This is a genomic window from Algoriphagus aestuariicola (assembly GCF_017254835.1).
GTDB classification, from domain to species: Bacteria; Bacteroidota; Bacteroidia; order Cytophagales; family Cyclobacteriaceae; genus Algoriphagus; species Algoriphagus aestuariicola.
On sequence record NZ_JAFKCW010000001.1, the window covers coordinates 378,397 to 399,308 of the forward strand.

At 50.5% G+C, this 20,912-nt stretch carries 18 protein-coding genes; 7 read left to right on the plus strand and 11 right to left on the minus strand.

What is annotated here, in order from left to right:
- Positions 1–11 precede the first annotated feature (11 nt).
- The gene (locus tag J0A67_RS01605) at positions 12–695 is read left to right on the plus strand and encodes a dioxygenase family protein (protein ID WP_206567523.1); all 684 of its coding nucleotides are present in this window, start codon (positions 12–14) and stop codon (positions 693–695) included.
- A gap of 69 nt (positions 696–764) precedes the next feature.
- Entirely contained in the window at positions 765–1,157 is a 393-nt protein-coding gene (locus J0A67_RS01610) for a hypothetical protein (RefSeq protein WP_206567524.1), read from the plus strand.
- 119 nt (positions 1,158–1,276) lie between these two features.
- On the opposite strand, the gene J0A67_RS01615 is transcribed toward J0A67_RS01610, so the two are convergent.
- From J0A67_RS01615 to J0A67_RS01640, 6 genes are all read right to left on the minus strand, one after another.
- A complete protein-coding gene (locus J0A67_RS01615; RefSeq protein WP_206567525.1) occupies positions 1,277–2,743 on the minus strand; it encodes a sodium:solute symporter family protein in 1,467 nt (488 codons plus the stop codon).
- 112 nt (positions 2,744–2,855) lie between these two features.
- The gene (locus tag J0A67_RS01620; protein WP_206567526.1) at positions 2,856–3,794 is read right to left on the minus strand and encodes a dihydrodipicolinate synthase family protein; all 939 of its coding nucleotides are present in this window, start codon (positions 3,792–3,794) and stop codon (positions 2,856–2,858) included.
- 18 nt (positions 3,795–3,812) lie between these two features.
- Positions 3,813–4,814, minus strand: coding sequence for a sialidase family protein (locus J0A67_RS01625; RefSeq protein ID WP_206567527.1), 1,002 nt, complete (start codon positions 4,812–4,814; stop codon positions 3,813–3,815).
- Between the two features lie 137 nt (positions 4,815–4,951).
- Complete coding sequence (locus tag J0A67_RS01630) at positions 4,952–5,089, minus strand: hypothetical protein (protein WP_206567528.1); 138 nt, start codon at positions 5,087–5,089, stop codon at positions 4,952–4,954.
- Positions 5,090–5,145: 56 nt separating this feature from the next.
- Positions 5,146–6,597 carry a PhoPQ-activated pathogenicity-related family protein gene (locus J0A67_RS01635; protein ID WP_206567529.1) on the minus strand — a complete coding sequence of 484 codons (1,452 nt, stop codon included), beginning with the start codon at positions 6,595–6,597 and terminating at the stop codon, positions 5,146–5,148.
- Between the two features lie 100 nt (positions 6,598–6,697).
- Positions 6,698–7,873 carry a sialidase family protein gene (locus tag J0A67_RS01640; protein WP_206567530.1) on the minus strand — a complete coding sequence of 392 codons (1,176 nt, stop codon included), beginning with the start codon at positions 7,871–7,873 and terminating at the stop codon, positions 6,698–6,700.
- Positions 7,874–7,995: 122 nt separating this feature from the next.
- On the opposite strand from J0A67_RS01640, the gene J0A67_RS01645 reads away from it, so the two are divergent.
- Genes J0A67_RS01645 through J0A67_RS01660 form a run of 4 tightly spaced genes read left to right on the plus strand, consistent with a single transcriptional unit; the run spans position 7,996 to position 14,304 of the window.
- Positions 7,996–8,601 carry a TetR/AcrR family transcriptional regulator gene (locus J0A67_RS01645; protein WP_206567531.1) on the plus strand — a complete coding sequence of 202 codons (606 nt, stop codon included), beginning with the start codon at positions 7,996–7,998 and terminating at the stop codon, positions 8,599–8,601.
- 24 nt (positions 8,602–8,625) lie between these two features.
- Positions 8,626–9,963, plus strand: coding sequence for a TolC family protein (locus tag J0A67_RS01650; RefSeq protein ID WP_206567532.1), 1,338 nt, complete (start codon positions 8,626–8,628; stop codon positions 9,961–9,963).
- 34 nt (positions 9,964–9,997) lie between these two features.
- Complete coding sequence (locus J0A67_RS01655; RefSeq protein WP_206567533.1) at positions 9,998–11,101, plus strand: efflux RND transporter periplasmic adaptor subunit; 1,104 nt, start codon at positions 9,998–10,000, stop codon at positions 11,099–11,101.
- A gap of 29 nt (positions 11,102–11,130) precedes the next feature.
- A complete protein-coding gene (locus J0A67_RS01660) occupies positions 11,131–14,304 on the plus strand; it encodes an efflux RND transporter permease subunit (protein WP_206567534.1) in 3,174 nt (1,057 codons plus the stop codon).
- A gap of 135 nt (positions 14,305–14,439) precedes the next feature.
- Here J0A67_RS01660 and J0A67_RS01665 read toward each other — a convergent pair whose 3' ends face one another.
- The 5 genes from J0A67_RS01665 to J0A67_RS01685 all read right to left on the minus strand — a co-directional run bounded on the left by J0A67_RS01665 (position 14,440) and on the right by J0A67_RS01685 (position 18,310).
- Entirely contained in the window at positions 14,440–15,348 is a 909-nt protein-coding gene (locus J0A67_RS01665; RefSeq protein ID WP_206567535.1) for a COG2958 family protein, read from the minus strand.
- Positions 15,349–15,716: 368 nt separating this feature from the next.
- Positions 15,717–16,103: a hypothetical protein gene (locus tag J0A67_RS01670; protein ID WP_206567536.1), complete on the minus strand. Its 387-nt coding sequence runs from the start codon at positions 16,101–16,103 to the stop codon at positions 15,717–15,719.
- Entirely contained in the window at positions 16,096–16,527 is a 432-nt protein-coding gene (locus J0A67_RS01675) for a DUF1801 domain-containing protein (RefSeq protein ID WP_206567537.1), read from the minus strand. The genes J0A67_RS01670 and J0A67_RS01675 overlap by 8 nt, the downstream gene beginning before the upstream one ends.
- Before the next feature lie 62 nt (positions 16,528–16,589).
- Complete coding sequence (locus J0A67_RS01680; RefSeq protein WP_206567538.1) at positions 16,590–17,279, minus strand: LytR/AlgR family response regulator transcription factor; 690 nt, start codon at positions 17,277–17,279, stop codon at positions 16,590–16,592.
- Positions 17,276–18,310: a sensor histidine kinase gene (locus J0A67_RS01685; RefSeq protein WP_206567539.1), complete on the minus strand. Its 1,035-nt coding sequence runs from the start codon at positions 18,308–18,310 to the stop codon at positions 17,276–17,278. Before J0A67_RS01685 ends, J0A67_RS01680 begins: the two co-directional genes overlap by 4 nt.
- 185 nt (positions 18,311–18,495) lie before the next feature.
- Here J0A67_RS01685 and J0A67_RS01690 point away from each other — a divergent pair, with 185 nt between their 5' ends.
- The gene (locus J0A67_RS01690; RefSeq protein ID WP_206567540.1) at positions 18,496–20,865 is read left to right on the plus strand and encodes a TonB-dependent receptor; all 2,370 of its coding nucleotides are present in this window, start codon (positions 18,496–18,498) and stop codon (positions 20,863–20,865) included.
- Positions 20,866–20,912 lie beyond the last annotated feature (47 nt).

The following is a 20,912-nucleotide window of genomic DNA, read 5'->3' on the forward strand; positions in this document are numbered from 1 at the left end:
TCTAAAACATCATGAACAAACGTGATTTCCTAAAAAAGACCTTGGCGAGCTTTGGCTCCATTGTCGCGCTGCCGGTGTTGGCTGGGACAGGGTCCTCCGTCAATAACGGCGATGAATCCATAGCCTGCGAAGTTTCGCCACGCGAAACCCGGGGGCCGTTTCCGATCAAGTCTCCCGCGGAACTCTTGCGGGCGAATATCGTCTCTGACCGGCAGGGCGTCGCTTTATTGATCAATCTGCAAGTGCAAGCCCAAGGCGACACTTGTACGCCACTATCCGGCGCACAGGTGGATATCTGGCATTGTGATGCCGAAGGGCATTATTCGGAATACGGCGGTGTCCGGCTTCAGGAAAAAGACTATACAAAGGTATCATTTCTCCGAGGGAGACAGACCACTGATGAAAATGGCCAAGTTTCGTTTATCAGCATCTTTCCGGGATGGTACCCTGGACGTGCCCCGCATCTCCATGTTGATGTTTTGAAAAATGACGAAATCCTTCTCAGCACCCAGATAGCCTTTCCGGAAGAAAGCACGGCGGCAGTCTATGCCAGTCGGGGATACCAAGGCAAAGAAGATACCCCAAATGAAAGAGATGGAGTGTTCAGGAACAGTCTCGCTGGGAATATGGCCGACTCAGTCACTGGTAACGTACAAGATGGCTACACGCTTAGCAAAGTGATCACCGTGGGCTAAAGTAGGGATTACTGAGTTTTTTCTCGACTCTTAAACCATTTTACGTTTTTTTGCCTAAATTTTACGCTTATGAAGCAGGCCATTCTATTGATTTTTCTAATTGCAGTATCGAGCTGCACTGACTTGGATGGAAGCCCAACGCTCAGCGAATTGGAGGGCAAATGGGTGGATCAGGAGACCAAAACGGATACACTTGAGTTTATCCGGCTGGAGGATGGAAGTGCTCTATTGCGGTTGGGTAGGGGACGTGAGCTTAGAAACGGATACGATCTGCCTAAAATTGGTGCGGGGCTTTACCGATTTGAATTGAAGGTGAAAAGCATTTCTCTTCACTACTCGATTTCGAGCGACTCGAGGTTTAATGAATACTTTTTCGAGCAAAGGGGCTCCAGACTAGAAATCGGGAGATTCTATGAATCGGAAAACGATGATCCAGTCTTGACTTTCAAGAAGATAGATTGATAGGTTGGCTCTTCCAACTCGGGAGATCGTGAGTTCAACTAGCAGGGATGCTGTCAATTGCTAGATTATTGTCGCAAAGAGGGACTTGAGCACTTCAACTTTTCGCTTCCTTTGGTGTTCTAGGAGCCTTTTTTTCCTAGCCATGCCAATACAAATCCCACGAGAAAAATAGTAAGAGTACCCATCACGATCGCCATGTTGGTATGAAGGGGATTTGCGAGCGTCTCAGGAAGCCCATTTTCGATCAGGATTTTAGTAAGGCTCATCCAGCCGATCACCAGCACGCCCAAGACGACGGCCAGCACAGCCTGGGGATTTTTTGCTTTCGAAAGCAAGCCCAAAAGGAAAAGGCCGAGGATTCCCCCGCTAAAGATTGAGGAAAGCGCCCACCATGCATCCAGTGCGCTGGTGACTCCATTGAACGCCAGGCCGACCAAAATGGCCAGTAGCCCCATGCCCATGGCGCTGAGGCGTAGCACGAGCAGGGAGGTTTTATCAGAGGGATCTTGGTCGATGTATTTGCGGAAGTGATCGGAAAGAATCACCGTAGCCGAGCTATTGATGCTGGTGGAGATGGTACTCATTCCCGCTGCGAAGATGGATGCGATCAACAATCCCGTAAAACCCACTGGAAGCTGGTTGACGATGAAATAGGGAAATACCTTGTCACCTGCGGTGCCGGCAGGTAAGAGTTCGGGCTGAGCTTGGTAGAAGGCAAACAAAGCGGAGCCGATGAAAAAGAACAAGAGCGACACTGGCACAAAAAGCAAGCTTCCGAGCCAGGTGGATTTCTTGGCTTCCTGCTCCGTTTTCGCCGTGAGATATCGCTGCACATAGCTCTGGTCTATCCCGAAATTCTGTAGGTTGATGAACAGGCCGTAGACCAAGATCATCCAAAAGGTAGAGGTGGTGAAATCCATCTCATAGCTCCCCAAACTGAATTTGTCCGCTTCATTGGCTAGCCGGAAAACCTCCGATGGGCCTCCCGGGATCTCAAAGAAGATCACCAAGATACAAGCCAAGGCACCACCTATGAGGATAATACCCTGAACGGCATCTGTCCAGATCACGGCCTCAATACCTCCCCACATCGAGTACACGACCACGCTGATGCCGGTGATCACGATGATTGAGGGGATGCTCATGCCCAAAAGAGAATTCATAGGCAAAGCGAGGAGGTAAAGGATAGCGCCCATTCGGGCAAGTTGCGTGAGCAGGTAACATATAGAAGCGTAGATCCGGGCCCAAGGGCCGAAGCGCTGCTCGAGATAATAGTAGGCCGATTCGCTTTTCAGTTTCCGATAGAGCGGTACAAAATACTTTACTGCTACCCAACCTGCCAGTGGGATCGACAAACTGAACACAAAGCCATTCCAGTTGGTGCTGTAGGCGTTGCCTGGATAGGCAAGGAAGCTGATGCTGCTCACGAAGGTCGCGAAGATCGACATTCCGATCGCCCAAGCTGGAAGTCGGCCGCCACCGGTGGTATAATCCGATGAGGATCTTTTTCTGAAAGAAAAAGAAACCCCAAAACCTATGATAGCAACCATGTAAAGCAGGAAAATCGCAAGGTCTAAAACAGGCATGGGGTTAAGTTTCGGTGGGTTGGATTGAATTAAAAGAAGAAAAAGCAAAGGTGCAAAGATGGCCAAAAGTAAACTTGACCTCCGTTCTTTGCTTAGTTTGATTGGTGTTTTTCTAGATGGCGGCCAATAGCGCTTGCTCCACACGGTCTTTGACCGCGCTAAAACGATCCCGCAGGGCATACTGCTCTTCCTCGGAATAGGAGTAAAGCGGTAGGGCCAGTGTGCCATCGCACAGGTCTTCAAAAGATAGGGATGCTTTCAAGCCTTTGAGATAGCTGGACTTGTAGGTGCCATTTTGGTAGATGTTTTCGCTCAGGAAAAGGATGGTCTCCTGGAGGTTTTGGACCTTTTCGTCTTCTTGTTTTTGAAATGCTTCAAATAAGCTCACATAGAGTTTTGGGAAAAGATTGCCTCCTCCGCATACGCCCCCGTGTCCCCCCATTTCCAGGCTTTCGGCGAGGATCTCCTCCGGGCCTATGAATAGCCTGAAGTCCGGCTGGTTTTTGAAGGCATCGCAAAGCGCCTTGAAGTTGTCCTTGTTTCCCGTGCTGTCTTTCAAACCGATGATATTGGGATGCTCGGACAGCTTCACCGCCGATTCGATTTCGATCTTTACCTTGGTGTGGGAGGGCATATCGTAGAGGAAGAGTGGCAATTTTACCGCATCCGCCAGCTTTTGATAGTAGTTGACCACCTCATCCTGATCGATGTTGATGTAGAAGGGCGTAGCGGCCACCAGTGCGCTAGCCCCTGATTCCAGGGCCACCGCCGCCAGATCCAAGCTTTGCACGAAGGAGCTTTCGGTGATCCCAACGAGAACAGGAACCCTCCCAGCCACCTTTTTGCAGGTCAGGCGGATGAGATCGTTTTTGACATCCATGCTGATACTTGCTGACTCGCCTGTGGTACCGATGATGAATATGCCGTGAACCCCTCCATCGATCAGGTATTCGATGAGTTTTTCGGTATGTGCCACATCCAGGGAAAAATCGGGATTGAGCGGAGTAATCATGGGAGGGAAGATTCCCTGAAATATGTCGATTGGGTTCATAGGTTGGAGCAAGTAAGATTAGACTTTAAGATGGATGTATTTCACCTTGACCCGGTTGTAGGTATAGCTGATGTGAACCGTACCATCCTTTGCCTCGATGATGGCCGGATAGCTGAATTCGCCCTCGCTTTCGTCTTCCAAGACCAAGAGTTCTTCCCAGGTAATACCATCTGGAGAGCCAAAGAGACTAATCTTGTTCCTCCCTTTTTTTATGGGATTGCAAACCAGCAGGTGATAGCCATTTTTCAATGTGACTGCATCGATGCCCGAATTGTTGTGTGCCAATCCTGTGGATGCCATTTTGCTCCAGGTGTTTCCGTTGTCTGAAGACGAAGAAGTCGCAATTTCCCCCTGCTGGGTACGAAAAAGCAGCTGGAGTCTTCCGTTTGGGTGACGGAGGGTCGTGGGCTGGATGGCACCAAAACCGTTGCCGTCAATTTCTGATTTTCTCCATGTTTTCAGTTGCGGATCGGTGATTTCAACATGGCTGGTCCAGATTCGGTTGATCTCAAAACTACTTGGGTGCAGGAGTCTACCGTCGGGTAGGACGATGGATTTGTTTTTGACCGGGCCAAGAAAGCCCGGTGGCGTTTGGATTTCTTCAGACCATGTTTTTCCCTCGTCCTCTGAGATTTTGTAGAGCCCCCACCATTCTCTGGGGTTTGGCCCTTCTTTGTAAAAAAGGACGATCTTTCCGTCCTCCATTCGATGTAAGACCGGATTCCAAGTCGGATTTCGAAAGTTCTCGTTTTCCACCCCATCCGCTACCATTTGAGGAGTGGACCAAGCACCCTCGCTGAGCTTGGAGGTGTAGATGCTGACGTCGGGATGTCTTTCGTGGGTCCCCCCAAACCAGGCTGCCATGATCCCCGACGGAGTCTCCAACAAGGTGGAGGCATGGCACTGTGGAAAAGGCGCGGATTCATAGACAAAGCCGGAGGCTAGAATTGTAGGTTTGACAGGGTTTTTTAGTGAATGAACGAGTTGAAATAAGCTAAGAATCAGAACGAATAGGTTCATGGTTGATCGGAGATTTTATCGGTTTAGACATAAAGATGCCTTCGAATACAGGGGTGTCCATACTGTGCTCACCTGTAGGTGATTGGGATACCTGCGGTAGAGGTGTTGGAAACGTACTTGCAGGATTTAACCCAAGCTCATTTGGACAACAAGGTAGACAAGCCTAGATTATGTACCGTTTTTTCGAAGACAAAAGGCGTGTCATTTGCAAGGGCCCGTAGATAGGACATGGCAGCGAGTACCTCGCTAGAAGGGTTTTTTGGGTTGGGTTTCATAGGTGGGAAACAGGGTTTTAGGTTATTTAGGTTTCGGCTAGACCGCTGGGATTTTATTAATGCACCGCAGGAGTGCTTGCTTTTTTTGACACAAAAGGCTCAAAAGGATATGTCCTGGGCAAGACTTCCACCCCGGTGGTGACTTTCAAGGGGCTTTCTCCCGCATAAGTCAGCTCGACGAAATAGCCCCGGAAGCCTTCATCCGGTGTTTTCAGCAGGACTTCCAGCTCACCGCTCTCCGGCAGCCGGATTTCCTCCGCTACCCAGTTTGGCCCAAACACATCAATGCGAAAATCGCGAGAGAGGGGATTGAGTGCTGACCATAGCTTGACGGAAGCTGGCCGGTTGCTGGGGTCGGTCTTCACGAGGATTTTGTCTCCCTCGATTTTCCATTCGTAGTTTGGCCGAGTGGTTTTGTTGAGGATGGAGCCGTAGAAAGCAATCATATTGGGCAGGGCATCGGAATCCCCTATATCGTGGCCAAAATTGGGTACATACATCAGGTGCTTTTCCCCCGGCAGGCTATCCCAGTAGAAATTCCAGCTGTCAGGTTGGAAAAACTCGTCGCCAGCTGCATTGATCAGCAGCTTGGGCATTTCGTAGTCCTTGCGGAAGGAATAGGGCTCCGTGATCTCCATCATCCGGTCAAACTCAGGAGTGCCGACCCATTCCATCACTTCCTCCCGCACATAGTCTCCTACGGCCGGCGCCCAAAATCCATAGTTTTGCCAATGGTGCTCAAAAGACGGCACCAGATTGAGCAAGTCAATCACGACCGGGACGATGCCAACAACCCGATCATCCACCGCTGCGGTGGTCCAAGTGGTCCAGCCTCTTTTGGAGGCTCCGCCGACCACGTAGCTATCAAGGATCTTGCTGTATTTCGTTTTTGCCATATCGCTTACGGCATCCATGGCGAGTTTAGCGGCTTTGGTCATAGGAAGCCGAGCCAGCCAGATCGCGTCCTTGTCTTTGGCTCCTCCTTCCAGAAATTTCCTCCAGCCATAGGAAATGATCTCATCTTCATAGCGCTCACCAAAGGTGTCGTTGGCGAAAGTGATGGGCTGGAAGGGCACGTTGTGGATCTTGGCTACGATGGAATTGGTCTGCGTGGCGGCCGCCAAGATTAGCGGATCCGGTTCCTCGGGCATTTTCGAATTCGTGCTGCCACCGGAGATCCAGAGCATGCCGGTCTGATGAGGCGTGTTTTTTGGGACGACCGCGGAGACCCAGTGCCACCATTCGGTCTTATCCACGATATCGGGCGTGAGCCAATGCTGGGAGTACATTTTCAGCACGACATAGTCAAATTCTTCTCCCGGTACGCTGTGGACGATCTCATAGCGGTAGGTGGAGTCGGCTGCGTGAACATAATCTTTGAGCAGGGTAGAAGAGCTGAGTTCCGCTTCGGCGGCTTTTTCTGCTGGCTTTTGGCAGGAAAAAATTAGGCTGGTGCCAAAGACTACAGCCACCCAGCTGAGGGCGAGCCAATATCTTTCTTGGTTCATAACAGGTTCGGTTGCTTTAGGTTTCCTAAAATGTAAGCAGAAAAGACTTTTGCAACAAAACCTCCGGTTAAGCAAATAGGACTATCCTTCGTTGACGAGATTATTCTCTGTTCCAAACCACAGGCTTGAAGACGATTTCCTGATAGTTGTTTCTTTCGTAAAGGATGCCCAGTGTGCCGGTGTCTAGCTTGACCAGGTCGGAGTATGCGGTCCAAGGAAGCTTGGCGCTGTCTCCTGTGTAGTCTATCGGCAGCGTGAGTTCCCAGTTTTTACCCCCGTCAAAGCTGACTTTGACAGTAAGTTGGTTTCGTTCGGTTTCATTTGCGTTGTTGGAGTGTGCGAGGATGGTTTGCCCGTCGCTTGTTCCGAGGTCGAGGATGGAGCCCTGGCAGACTGGGTCAGGCAGACTTTCGTCGAAATAGGCCTCGTCCCAGGTCTGTCCACCATCCGAGGAGTAGGCTAGGATTCGCTGTCGGATATCGCCTTTTTGGTTTCGAATGCTCATGATCATCCTGTTGTCGCTGAGCTCAGCGGCGATGGATTCATTTGAGCCGGGAATGTCAACTGACTCGGAAATGCGGAAGCTTTTCCCATGGTCGTCGGTGTAAAAACCGTGGGCTTGGTATTCGGCAAAATTTTCCTGGGGAGCTCCTACAGAGTGGTTAGCTGCGACGTAGATCCGGCCTTTGTATTTTCCCTCTTTGAATTGGAAGGCATGGCCGGGCGTATTGGCATAGTGCCTCCAGTCCGCCGGGTTTTTGTATTCGGGATTGAAAGCCGGATTGTTGGGCTTGTGTACTTGAAGGGTGATGTTTTCCGGCTTTTCCCAGGTTTTGCCAAAATCGAAAGACTTGATCATCCATACCTCTCGCACACCTCTGTTCATACGAATGTCGTACTCGTGGTTGTTGCCGGTGTTGTAGAAGAGGTACACAAGGCCCTTGGGGTGTTCTGGGTCAAAAAGATCTACGACAGGAGCCGGATTGCCGGCTTGGAGGGAGTCGTAATCGACCAAGGTCTGAAGGGAGGACCAGGTTTGGCCCTGATCTGCACTTCTTTTCATCACCAGATTTACGTCGCCGAAGTCATCGCTTCCATTTACCCTGCCCTCGGCAAAGGCCAACAGTTCACCGTTTGGCAGGTCTATGATGGCAGGAATCCGATAGGTAGCGTGGCCTTCCTCGCCGCCTTGAAAAACGATCCTCTCTTGCGCGGCGGCGAGATGGACGAGAGAAAACGCGAAAAAAATCGCTAAGGCGAGTTGGTTAGGTTTCATGGGTTTATTGTTCAGGTGCTCAAACTAGCACAAGCAGCCTGATTTTCAAACCAAGAAAATCCCGTTGAAAAAAAGATCCGAAAAAATGGGAGTCGTCGGGAACCAACTTCGGCAATACGTGATTGAACGTTCATTCACTCATTCCCATGGAGCAAAACCCAAGCAAAAAGGTTCAGATTCTCGAGAGCGCGCTAGAGCTTATCAAGGAAAATGGATTCCACGGTTGCCCGATCAGCCAAGTAGCCAAGCAGGCCTCTGTCGCAGCCGGATCGGTCTATACCTACTTTGAGAGCAAGGATGAAATGATCCTTGAACTTTATACCTATGTCAAAACTGAAGTCGCAAAAAAAATCAGTGAAAAAGATGACCCCAAAAAGAACTTTGAGGCCCGCTTTTTTGATTTGTGGAATAATGTGACTTCACTCTATCGGGAAAAGCCCGCTTTTCAGAGTTTTTTGGACCAGTTTAGCAGTAGTCCCTATAATACCGAGGCAGTCCAGCTGGAATGCGATCCTTTGGGGCAATGGCTGGAAGCATTCTTCAAAGAGGGTGTAGAATCCGGACAGCTGAAGGCCTTGAATCCCAAAATCATTTCCATCATGGTGCTGGGCAGCCTTATTTCTTTGGTTCGTTTTACTACTTATTTCAAAGCCAAGACCGCTTCGGCAGCCCAAGACCTACACTTGATTCCCCAAATGGTTTGGGACGGGATCAAATTTCAATCGTAACATTTTCAAACCAACTATATTTTAATGAGACAAAGACGATTCCTACTTTGTGTTTTTTGGCTGCTTTCTGCGTCCGCCCTAAAGGCTCAGGAGCAGCCGGAGGACAGTACCCAATTCACCGTCGAGGAGATGGTGAAATTTGCCTTGATCAACAGCCCTCTGGTGAAGATTTCCGAACTGGATGCCGAGATTGGCGACAGGCAGATCAAGTCCAGTCTATCGGCTTGGCTGCCCCAAGTCTCCGCCAATACCCAATGGAGCAATAACCTGAAGCTACAGACCCAGCCCATTGGCGACCAACTGATCACTTTTGGGCAGCCATATTCGGGCAACCTCAACTTCACCGTAGACCAGACGATTTTCAACCGGGACGTTTTCTTGGCTTCCAAAGGCTCCAGTCTGGCTAGAAACCAACTGAGCCAAACCATGGAGACCCAGAAAATCGAAGCGGTGATCACGGTGGCGAGGGCTTTCTATGACTTGCTGCTGAGCCTGGAGCAGATCAAGGTCTTCGACGAAAACATTGTCCGCCAAGAGAAGCAGTACAAAGACGCCAGAGCGCGATTTGAAGCTGGTCTGGTGGATAAGACCGACTTCCAAAGAGCGAGCATCAGCCTGGCCAACATCCAAAGCCAACGAAACAGACTGGTATCTTCCCTTGACGCCAAATACTCCTACTTGAAGCAAGTAAGTGGCTATCCCCTTGATCAGGAATTGACTCTCCACTACGAGTATGGAGAGATGGCAAAAAGGGCGGAGCTGGACGTGGCGCCGGATTTTATCATGGAAAACCGGGTGGACTATCAGCTGGCCAAGACCCAGTATTCCCTGTCAGAGCTGGAGACCAGCTACTCCAAATGGGCTTATATACCGGCGATCAAGGGTTTTTATAATTACAACTTCCTGTTTTTCAACCAAAATTTCTCCGGCTTATTGGATGAGTCCTTTCCCACTTCAGCCTTGGGCTTGAGCGCATCCATTCCTATTTTCCAAGGAGGCAAGCGCTCAGACGAGGTGAGGCTGGCAAGGCTGAAACAGGAAAAATCCCTAGTCTCCCTAAACAATTATGAAAAGCAGCTGAATACCGAGTATGAGACGGCTCTGGCGGATTACAATGCCAACTATTTTGCTTGGCAGACGCTTCAAGATAACCTAGATCTGGCGGAGGAGGTGTACAACACCATCAAACTCCAATATGACGAAGGGGTCAAAGCCTATGTCGATCTGGTCGTGGCTGAGTCTGAGCTCCGCACCGCGCAGATCAATAATTACAATGCGCTTTATAGTGTCCTTTCCAGCAAGTTGGATCTCCAGCGCGCAATGGGACTTATCAATCCATCTTCCATAGAATCTTCATTCTGATTTCAGCTGTCCATCGAAAATAAATTACTACCAGATGAAAAAATATTTTAATCCAAGCATACTATTCTTTGCAGCGCTAGGCGCGGTACTTTATGGCTGCGGAAATGCCGCCCAGACACCGCCTCCTCCTGCTCCGGTGGCCGTGTCCGTGTACAAAGTAGCCAGCAAATCCGTCACCGGACTGGATACCTATCCGGCCACGGTAGTCGCCCTCAATGAGATCGAGCTCCGTCCCCAGGTCAGCGGCTACATCACGCAAATTTTTGTCCAGGATGGACAGCAGGTGAAAAACGGCCAGAAGCTCTACCAAATCGACCAAACCAAATATCTGGCGGCAAGAAACCAAGCGGCGGCTTCTTTGGCTTCAGCCCAAGCCAATCTCGCCAGAATCCAGAAGGATGTGGATCGCTACGAGCGCCTTGACCAAAACGAGGCTATTGCCAAGCAGACCCTAGACAACGCCAAAGCGGAGCTACTGGCGGCTGAAGCGCAAGTTCAGGCCAGTGAAGCCCAAGTGGCGGCCGCCGAGACGGATTTGGGATACTCCCAGATTACCGCCCCCTTTGATGGAAGGATCGGGATTTCCCAGGTTAGGTTGGGAACGCAAGTCTCTCCTGGACAGCCTTTGCTCAACACGCTTTCCTCGACGGATCCGGTGCAGGTGGACTTTGTGATCAACGAAAAGGAAATTCCCCGCTACTACAAGCTGGTCAATGCTCCCGACGCACCGGATTCTCTTTTTACCCTCAAGCTCAGTGACGGAAGCCTTTATCCACAGCCGGGAAAACTGGCGACAGTGGACCGGGCGGTGGGAAGACAGACCGGTACGATCAACATCCGAGTGGAATTTCCCAACCCCGACAGGATGCTGGTGCCTGGCATGACGGGAGTTTTGCAGGTGATCAACGATGACCACGGCGACCAGTTGGTCATCCCATACAAAGCGGTGACCGAGCAGATGGGCGAATACTTCGTCTATGTGGTCGGGCCGGATAGCTCCGTGGCGCAACAGACCGTCAAGCTGGGCACAGTATTCGGTGCCGAAGTAGCGGTGAGGGAGGGACTACAAGCCGGACAGACTATCGTGGTGGATGGACTTCAGAAGCTACGCCAGGGAGCAAAAGTTCAGGTTCAGTAAAATTTTTTCCATACCAAGAATCCCAAGAAATGATATCAGAAATATTCATAAAACGCCCCGTCATGGCGATGGTGATCTCCATCGTCATCGTCCTGGTGGGCGCTCTGGCGGCGTTCAACCTGCCCGTGACCCAATATCCCAATATCACGCCGCCGGTCGTATCGGTGTCCGCGATCTATTCCGGGGCGGATGCGCAGACCGTGGAACAGACGGTAGCTACACCCATCGAGACTCAGGTCAACGGTACTCCGGGCATGTCCTATATCAGCTCCAACAATACCAGTACCGGACAGATGCAAATGAACGTGACCTTTGATGTGGGGACGGACATTGACATCGCGACGTTGGATGTGCAAAACCGCGTGAGTATCGCGGAGCCGGTCGTACCTGAAGCGGTTCGCCGATTGGGGCTGACCGTGAGGAAAAGAAACCCGAGCATCATGATGGTGATCAGTATCTATTCACCCAAAGGCACCCATGATCCGAAATTCCTCTCCAACTATACCAACATCTTCATCAAGGATGCCTTGGCGCGAGTGGCAGGGGTAGGGGACATTAACGCCATCGGGCAGGACTTCTCCATGCGGGTATGGCTGAGACCGGACAAGATGGCCCAATACGGTATCTCCACTTCCCAAGTGAATGCCGCTATCCAAGAGCAAAATCTCCAAGTGGCTGCAGGTACTGTTGGCGGCATGCCGCAGTTTACCTCCCAGGCTTTCGAATATCCCATTACGGTCAATGGTCGATTGGTAGAGCAGGAGGAGTTCGAAAACATCATCGTCCGCACCAATCCCGAGGACGGCTCACTCGTGTACCTGAAGGACATCGCGCGCGTGGAACTAGGCCAGTTCGACTACGGCCGATACTCCACGGTCAATGGTCAGGATGCAGCAATCCTCCTAGTCTATCAGGCTCCTGGCAGCAACGCCTTGGAAACCGCCGAGGGAGTATACAAGGCGCTGGACGAGCTGAAGGCTTCCTTCCCGGCTGACATGGACTACGTGGTGCCTTTCGAGTCCGTCTCCGTGGTAGAAGTGTCCATCAACGAGGTAATCAAGACATTTGGCGAAGCCCTGCTCTTGGTGATTGTCGTCGTGTTCCTGTTCCTGCAAAGCTGGAGAGCCACACTGGTTCCCATTCTCGCTATCCCCGTCTCTATCATAGGGACGTTTATCTTCTTTGTACCGCTAGGATTTACCATCAACACCCTGACCATGTTTGGCTTTGTGCTGGCAATCGGGATCGTGGTGGATGATGCCATCGTGGTGGTGGAAGCGGCTCAGCACTACATTGACCGCTTTAAGCTTTCTGCGAAAGAAGCGACGCGAAGGGCGATGAAGGACATCACAGCTCCGGTAATTGCGATCGCACTGATCCTCGCCGCGGTATTTATTCCGGTAGGCTTCATCCCGGGTATCGTGGGAAGGATGTATCAGCAGTTTGCGATCACCATCGCGATATCTGTGTTGATCTCAGCTTTTGTCGCGCTTACGCTGACTCCAGCCCTGTGTAGCATTTTGCTTAGACCTTCTGAGGTAACTCCAGAGGGAAAAGGTTTGAATAAGTTCTTTTACCGATTCAATAACTGGTTTGAGCGTGTGACCGGCTCCTATTCCAATGGGGTGAGATCTTGGATCAAAAAGGCTCCCCTGGTGCTTGTGATCTTGGTCTGCATCTTTGCAGGCACTTTTGGGCTGTTCCAAAGCAAACCAACTGGCTTCCTCCCGACTGAGGATGAGGGACGTCTATTCGTATCCGTGGAGTTGCCAGAGGGTGCCTCCAGCTCCCGAACGCGCGAAGTAATGGCGGAAATGAACCAGCTGATCCGCAGTACCGAGGGAATCAACAACGTGACCGGTATCGGCGGACTTAACGCGATCAACTTCTCCTTCAAGCCCAACTCGGCGACTTTCTTTGTGCAAATGCATCCTTGGGAAACGCGAAAGGATCCTTCCTTGCAGCTCTTTGGCATCATCGGTGCGCTCAACCAGAAGTTTACCGCCATCAAAGGCGCCAACATAGTAGTTGTTCCGCCACCAGCAATTCCGGGTCTTGGCCAGACTGGCGGTTTCAGCTTTATGCTGGAGCAGCGGGCCGGTGGAAATGTGAAGGAATTAGAGGGCGTGCTGGGACAATTCCTCCAGGCAGCCAACGCCCGTCCTGAGATCGCCATGGCCTATAGCTTCTTTACTGCGAAAACCCCGGGCTACCATGTCGAGGTGGACCGGGAGAAAGTGAAAAAACTCGGCGTGTCCATGACCGATGTCTTTGCCACGATGTCCAGCATGATGGGTTCGAGCTATGTCAATGACTTCACCAAGTATGGGCGTAACTTCCGCGTCGTGACCCAAGCGGATACCACCTTCCGCAGTGGAATAGAGGATTTGCAAAAGTACTACGTGCTCAACCGGCAGGGAGAATCCGTGCCGCTGAGTGCGTTGATCAACTATAAAATCACGGAGAGCGCGCCGGTGATCTCCCACTACAACCTCTTCCGCTCTGCGGAGATCAACGGTAACGCCGCTCCGGGATACAGTTCCGGTCAAGCGATCGCGGCCCTTCAAGAAGTGGCTGCCGAGGTATTGCCGGATGGCTATGGCTATGACTTCTCCGGTCTGAGCCGCGAAGAGATGGCGGCTGGCAGCAGCACCATCCTGATCTTCTCACTGGCCATCATCTTGGTTTCCCTCTTGTTGGCGGCATTGTATGAGAGCTGGTCGGTGCCGTTCTCGGTCTTGCTGGCGCTTCCTCTGGGTGCATTCGGAGCGATCTTGGCTTTGACCTTCCTGCCTAAGCTGGACAACAATGTCTATGCGCAGATCGGTTTGATCACATTGATTGGTTTGGCTGCGAAAAACGCCATCCTGATTGTGGAGTTTGCCAAGGAGCGGGTGGACAAGGGTATGCCGCTGGTGAAGGCGACCCTGGATGCGGTGAAGCTCCGACTACGTCCCATTATCATGACTTCGTTGGCCTTTATCCTCGGCGTGGTGCCGTTGGCGCTGTCCAACGGTGCCGGAGCGGTCGCGAGACAGACCATAGGCTGGACGGTGATCGGGGGGATGCTCTCGGCTACCTTCCTGGCGATCTTCTTCGTGCCCGTGCTCTATGTGGTGATCACCAAGATCGCCTATGGTAAGAAGGAGCTCCAACGCCTCGAAGAAAACGCCGACCTCAGCGGGTTTGAGGACCATCACTAAATAGAATACTAACCCAAATAGAAAAAGCTACCCTGGAGACGGGGTAGCTTTTTTCGTGGTTTGGGAAGTTGTCATCAACGCCTACACGGGGGTAATAAATTTGGATAGACAGTGAGGACGGTTTTCTGTCATCAGTTATTTTATTTTTAGCTTTTCCAAGCTTTCAATAAAGTCGTACTCTTTTTTGTGAATTTTTTTGCTTGTCATGTCAATTTTTACTGTTTCTAGAAACTCTTTGAAATCACTATTCATTGCTAACTTATTGATGGTTTCAAAGTCTAGATCTTTTTTATGCTTCGCAGGAATTAATATTTCCGATGAATCCGGATCTTCAATATTTAGTTCGATTACGCCAATTCCAAATGATGTAGATAGTCTTGAAAGCTCGTCAGAAAAATCTTCGTTTTCGGAAATTCTAGCAGCTACCAAATACGATTCGTTTGCCCAAGAAGAGTTTGATACGCATTGAAAAAAGCTCTCTCTCAAATTTGAAAAGGATAATTCTCGTTTTATCTCAAATGAATACATTACCGTACCACGTACGCCAATGGAACTACTGAAGTCATAAACTTCTTTCTTCCAATCATCCATTCTGAAATAGCAACCTACCATGTCAGGGTGTACCCATTCCCCAAATTCCTTCTTGTTCGATATATTGTGTTTTATAGTTTTTGTGTAGCATTTGAGATGATAATAGGCAAAATATGTAAGGTATTTATGTAGGTCTTTTTCAAGGTAGTCGAACTTTTTTTCTTTCGTTTGTACGATGTCCTCTGGAATAGAATTGTCTTCCAGATTGATTTGGGAGGCCATTGACTTTAGGTAGAATTTTTTTGGCCTTGAATCAGTTTTCCCAAAAACGGACTTTAAGTCATCTTTTGCACTTACATAAATTTGAGCTCCCAGTGTTGCCCAAGGTGTTTTTCCTTGTGAATTCAGTTGCTTGTCGTAACCTTTTTTAGTTGCGATATTCCAAATCTCAATTGAAGTTAGAGGCTTGTTTTCCTCTTTTAGTGTTCTTTCTGCAAGTTCTAGGAATGTCATGTCTGATTCACTGAATGTGTTAACGGGCGTGTAAGTTGTTTTTATATTGAGGATCTAGCTGATTCGTAACTAAATAGAGTATTTTTTTTCAGCAGGTTAACTTAAGCAAGCAACGTGCTCGGTATCTGCCTTACCCAATTGCGCTGTACAGTTTTGTCTGCCTCTAAAGTTGACCAAGTATTGACTCTAACTTCCTGACTAAAATTAAGTGATTCGGAGATTTTTGCAAGGACTAGGACTGACTTCGCTGTGAGTTTTCTTTTGCCTACCCTAGTCCTGTCATCCGAGCGGTAGTCACCAACTACTCCGTGAAACCGGTAGTTCTTCAGCGGGCTCACACACGGGGCGCAAGCTATCTCGGCCCCTCGCTACTCTTTTCGCTTGTGGATCAGCTTGGTGTTCTCTTTTCTTGGATGCCCGATTCCAGTCCAGATAGTTTGGTTTTTGTCGAAGGCGACGCTCCACTCGCTGTCGTCGTCATCCACGTCGCTGTCGATGTATAGTATGGACGCTTCATTGTCGGCAGTCCAGTAGCCGGTGTTCCTGCCGAAAGGCTTTCCTTCACTTACGAAGGAACCGTCGGATTTGAACTCAATCCATCTGTCCTGCGCGGGATTGTGCTTTTCCGTGACATCGTTTTCGTATTCGTAGACCTTCTCCATAGTCCAGGTTCCGATAATTTTCCGGTCGAGCTGGTCGGATTGCCCACAGGAGGATAGAAATAGTAGAAGGAGGATTTTCAGGTGTTTAGTCATTGTCGGTGTGTTTAATCCCATAGCACATCGCCTCATCCAGAATGTCGAGTTTGATGTCTTTGACTGTTTTGAATTTGATGCAGTAGCCGGTGACGCTTGCCTTGCCGATGCGATTCCCGAAAGTCTCCGGCAAGTATTTCTTGTCTTCCAATCCCATGACATAGACCGAAATGCCCGTGCTATTGCTGCTGATGCCGATTTGATAGAATTCTTTCGTCGAGCCGTCCTTGTAATGGATCGTGTACTGCCCGTAGCCTATGCTGGGGTTGGTAACCACTTTGCCTGTTTCGTCTTTGCCATCCAAAAACCACAGTTTGGCTTTTGGAAAAAGTTGGAGAATGTGGGTATGCAAAACTTGCATCTCAGCGCATTTGGGCTCAGAAAGGCTGTCGAGAAAAGCTTTGATTTTTTCAGCTGTGTCCATGGCTCCTTAATATACTATAAGTGAGGTTTTCGCAGAAGGGATTTAGGGGGATGCTTTCTCCCTTACCTCAGGTATTTTCCCATAAAATCATCCTTGTAAGCCCGGCCGAGGGGAAGTTGGGTGCCGTCGTGGAGGAAGATCGTGTTGCCGCTGACCTTGTCGATCTGGTGGATGTTGACCAGGTAGGACTTGTGGATGCGGAAAAAATCCCAGCCTTCCAGCAGTTCGATCCACTTTTTCAGGGATTCGGAGGAGAGGTGCTTTTTGCCTTCCAGGAAGATCTCGCAATAGTCACCGTCCGCCGCTAGGTAGAGGATGTCCTCAAAGGCGATGCGGATGTGCTCATATCCGATTTTGACAAAATGTTCCTTTCGGGCTGGTGCAGCAGGTGAGTGACTTTCCATTTGGGGCCGGCGGACTTTGGACACGGACTTCAGAAAGCGCTCAAAGGAAAAGGGCTTGAGCAGGTAGTCCACCACGTCAAGCTCATAGCCTTCAAGGGCATATTCGGAATAGGCGGTGGTGAGGATGACTTGGGGTTTTTTCTGGAGGGTTTTGAGAAAGGCTATGCCGCTCAGCTTGGGTAGGTTGATGTCCAAAAAGAGCAAGTCCACGGGATGCTCCTCCAGAAAGGCCATGGCCTTCAGCGGGTCGCCAAAGACCTCCAAAAGCTGAAGCGTGCCCAGATCCTCTATGTATTTGCGGAGGATGCGCTGGGCGGGTGGCTGGTCTTCTATGATCAGGCAAGTCACGGCGTCTGGAGTTTGATCTGGAGCGAAACGCGGTATTCTTTCCCTTTTTGCTCGATTTCGAGGCGATGCCGCTCGGGATAGAGGAGGGCCAGTCGCTTTTTCACGTTTTTCAAGCCTATGCCCTGGTTTTCCCCGTTGGAAAAGTCGGTGGGCTCGAAGTTGTTCACACAGCTAAAGTGCAGCGTCCCGGTGTCGTCCACGGCGAGGGATATGGAGATGCGGATCTCGTCGGACTGTCCAGATTGGCTGTGCTTGAAGGCATTTTCCACAAAGACATTGAGGATCAGCGGGGCGATTTGGTAGTTGTCGCTGACATTTTTGGTGGTAAAGTCCACAGCGCCCCGCTCTTCTATTTGCAGCTCGTAAAGCTGGATGAAGTTGCGGAGCTGCTCGACTTCCTTGAGCAGGGGGACAAATGCTTCCCTGCATTCGTAGAGCATGTAGCGCAGCACCCCGCTCAGACCGAGGATGATTTCGGGGGTTTTCGGCGACTGCTCCACGGCATAGGAGTAAAGGTTGTTGAGGTTGTTGAAGAGAAAATGCGGATTGATCTGGGAGTTGAGAAAAGAAAGCTCGCTGTCTTTGACCATGAGCTTGAGCTCGTCAATCTCCCGCTGCCGGTGTATGGAATCCCAAGCGAATTTTACCCCAGTCAGGGCTCCCAGGACCGACAAGACTTCTCCCAAACTTAGTATCGCTCCCTGGAAATCGGAGCCCCGCGTGTTAGGAAAGAAGATTTTCTCCAAGACAAACTCCTCGATCAGGATCACAGCCACCACGATCAGCAGGCAATAGACGGCAAACTCCAAATATCTTTTCCGATACAGGTAGCGTGGTAGCAGCACGTAGCTAATGAGCAGGTTGGCGCAGACGTAGTTGGCGAAAAAGGCCAGTTGGTACCAGTCCAGCTCATAGACCATTTGTCCGTGCTCGTGGTCGATGATCACAAAGTGGAATACCGTCAAATGCAGGATGAGCTGGAAGATCCACTCTTGCTTGGCAGAAGTATGGGCGCGGGACTTGGAATCCATGGACTGAAAATAATGGGGAAAGCGGCTGTGTTGCTAATCCTGTGGATGAACGACCGTTTTTTCCAGTCAAACGACCCGGGTGGCCGGACCTTGCCGTTCGTCTGGAAAGTCCCGTCGTTCACCGATTATATTTTTTAAGGTAAGCATTCCTCGGCAGTTTTGGAGGGTAATCAACAACCTCCACAATGAGATTTTCGCTTACCTGTATCCTGTTTTTTGGCTTGGGCCTGAGTACCGTTTTTTCACAAAGTGTGGAGATCACCGGCAAAGTGGTCGATGCAAAAACCCAATCTCCCATCGAGTTTGCCACCATCAAGCTGCTGGACAAAGCCAGCGGGGAAATGCTCGCCGGTACGACTACCCTGCCGGACGGTACGCTGCTGTTAGCCACCGAGAGTCGGAGCTTCAGCCTGGAGGTAAGTTTCATGGGCTTCATTACCCAGGAGTTTTCAGAGTTTGAAATAGTGAAAAACCAGGTAGACTTGGGTACCATCGCTTTGGCAGAAGATAGCAAACTCATGGATGAGGTCGTGGTGCGGGGCGAAAAATCCACCACGGAATTCCAGCTGGACAAACGGGTCTTCAATGTAGGCCAAGACCTTAGCAGCACCGGGGCCAGCGCCCTGGATGTGCTTAACAATATCCCCTCCGTCAATGTGAACATCGAAGGCCAGATCCTGCTCAGGGGTACTGGCGGGGTACAAGTACTGATCAACGGAAAGCCTTCTGTTTTGACCAGCGACGGGGGGAATGCTTTGGGTACGGTGACCGCCGACATGATCGAGCGGGTGGAGGTGATCACCAACCCCTCGGCAAAATACAATGCCGAAGGGACCTCTGGGATCATCAACATCGTCCTGAAAAAGGACGAGAAGCGCGGAGTCAACGGCTCGGTGACGCTCAACACCGGTGTGCCCAATAACCACAGCCTCGGCTTTTCGCTGAACAAGCGAACGGACAAATTCAACCTCTTCAGCCAGCTGGGGGTGGGCTATAGGACCATGCCGGAGGACTTTGAAACCCGCAACAGCAACCTCATCGACGGCACCGAGGTGACCAGTCTGGGTGAGGCCGAGAAGAACGAGAAGTTTTTCAATCTTATCCTCGGTACTGACTACTACATCAACGAGCGCAATGTGATAACGCTCTCGGGAAACTATGCTTTCGAAGGCGAGACGGAATATTCGGACGGGGCTTTCAGCTCCTTTGATGCCTCGCAGGTGATGGTATCAGGCTGGAACAGGACGGAGTCCACCGAGGCCACCAATCCCAAGTGGCAATATGAGTTGCAGTACAAAAGCGACTTTTCCGACAAGGACGACCATTTTCTTCTGATCAGCGCCTTGGGAAGCTCTTTTGCCAAGGATCAGCGTTCGGAGTTTGACAATTCGCCTACTTTTGGGGAGGGAGCCCAAACGGAGCGCCAGTTGGCTGACAATGACTTCAGCCAAGCTGAGTACACCTTCCAAGCCGATTACACTCAGCCGTTTGGGGAGAAGTTCACGCTGGAGACCGGGGGGCAGTATTTCCTGAGCACGGTGAAAAACAACTATTCCATCTCCGATTTTGAGGAAGGGGAGTGGGTGGTGATCCCCAATCTTACAAACGATTTCCACTATTCCCAAAATGTACTCGGACTCTATGGCACGGGCGCCTACGAAGGGGACAAGTTTGGGTTAAAACTGGGCCTAAGGATGGAAAATACCGACCTTCAGACCGAATTGGAGCAGACCGGCGAGGAGAATAAGCAGAACTTCACCAATGCTTTTCCCACCGTTCACGGATCCTACAAGGTGGCCAAGAACTTTTCTTTACAAGGAGGCTACTCTAGAAGAATCTCCAGACCAAGGTTTTTCGACTTGAATCCCTTCTATAACATCCGAAATCCTTACAATGTCAGCACGGGTAATCCCGACCTACTCCCTGAGTACACCGACAGCTACGAGGTGACGGCGATCTTTGACCATGCTCTGTTTTCGCTCAGCGGCTCCGTTTACCACCGTTACATCACCCAAACGATCGAGGATGTGACCACCGTAGAAAGCGGTGTCAACATCACCAAGCCCATGAACATCGGTACCAACAACGTCACCGGATTGGAAGTGAATGGCAAGTTGACACCCAGCGACTGGTGGTCGGTGAACGCGGACTTCAACTACAACTACTTTGACCGGAGCGGAACTTGGGAGTCCACGCCCTTCGGCTTCACCTCTAGCCAGTGGTCAAGCCGACTGACCAACAAGTTTGAACTTCCGGCGGATTTTGCATTGGAGGTGGTAACGGACTACCGGTCTTCCTATCAGACCTTCCAGCGGAGCAACAAGGGTTTTGTCATGGCAGACCTTGGCGTCCGTAAGAAGATCGTAAATGGCAAGGCCATCATCAACCTCAGCGTCAGGGATGTATTTGCGTCACGGGTGACGGAGAGCGAAAGCTATTCACCTGAATTCAGCCAGTACAGCTTTCGCCAGCGGGGAAGATTTGTGACGCTCGGTATCAGTTATGGCTTTGGCAAGGGCGAGGCCATGGAGTTTAGCGGAGCCAAAAGATTCTAGTAAGACAATCAACCAAAAAGTGCGGAAAACAGGGAGGCAATCGCCTT

Coding starts and splice junctions, on each gene's coding strand:
- J0A67_RS01620 (WP_206567526.1), bottom strand. CDS start 3,794: ATGAACCCAATCGACATATTTCAGGGAATCTTCCCTCCCATGATTACT.
- J0A67_RS01635 (WP_206567529.1), bottom strand. CDS start 6,597: ATGAACCAAGAAAGATATTGGCTCGCCCTCAGCTGGGTGGCTGTAGTC.
- J0A67_RS01630 (WP_206567528.1), bottom strand. CDS start 5,089: ATGAAACCCAACCCAAAAAACCCTTCTAGCGAGGTACTCGCTGCCATG.
- J0A67_RS01665 (WP_206567535.1), bottom strand. CDS start 15,348: ATGACATTCCTAGAACTTGCAGAAAGAACACTAAAAGAGGAAAACAAG.
- J0A67_RS01685 (WP_206567539.1), bottom strand. CDS start 18,310: ATGGATTCCAAGTCCCGCGCCCATACTTCTGCCAAGCAAGAGTGGATC.
- J0A67_RS01660 (WP_206567534.1), top strand. CDS start 11,131: ATGATATCAGAAATATTCATAAAACGCCCCGTCATGGCGATGGTGATC.
- J0A67_RS01615 (WP_206567525.1), bottom strand. CDS start 2,743: ATGCCTGTTTTAGACCTTGCGATTTTCCTGCTTTACATGGTTGCTATC.
- J0A67_RS01650 (WP_206567532.1), top strand. CDS start 8,626: ATGAGACAAAGACGATTCCTACTTTGTGTTTTTTGGCTGCTTTCTGCG.
- J0A67_RS01675 (WP_206567537.1), bottom strand. CDS start 16,527: ATGGACACAGCTGAAAAAATCAAAGCTTTTCTCGACAGCCTTTCTGAG.
- J0A67_RS01640 (WP_206567530.1), bottom strand. CDS start 7,873: ATGAAACCTAACCAACTCGCCTTAGCGATTTTTTTCGCGTTTTCTCTC.
- J0A67_RS01610 (WP_206567524.1), top strand. CDS start 765: ATGAAGCAGGCCATTCTATTGATTTTTCTAATTGCAGTATCGAGCTGC.
- J0A67_RS01670 (WP_206567536.1), bottom strand. CDS start 16,103: ATGACTAAACACCTGAAAATCCTCCTTCTACTATTTCTATCCTCCTGT.
- J0A67_RS01690 (WP_206567540.1), top strand. CDS start 18,496: ATGAGATTTTCGCTTACCTGTATCCTGTTTTTTGGCTTGGGCCTGAGT.
- J0A67_RS01605 (WP_206567523.1), top strand. CDS start 12: ATGAACAAACGTGATTTCCTAAAAAAGACCTTGGCGAGCTTTGGCTCC.
- J0A67_RS01625 (WP_206567527.1), bottom strand. CDS start 4,814: ATGAACCTATTCGTTCTGATTCTTAGCTTATTTCAACTCGTTCATTCA.
- J0A67_RS01655 (WP_206567533.1), top strand. CDS start 9,998: ATGAAAAAATATTTTAATCCAAGCATACTATTCTTTGCAGCGCTAGGC.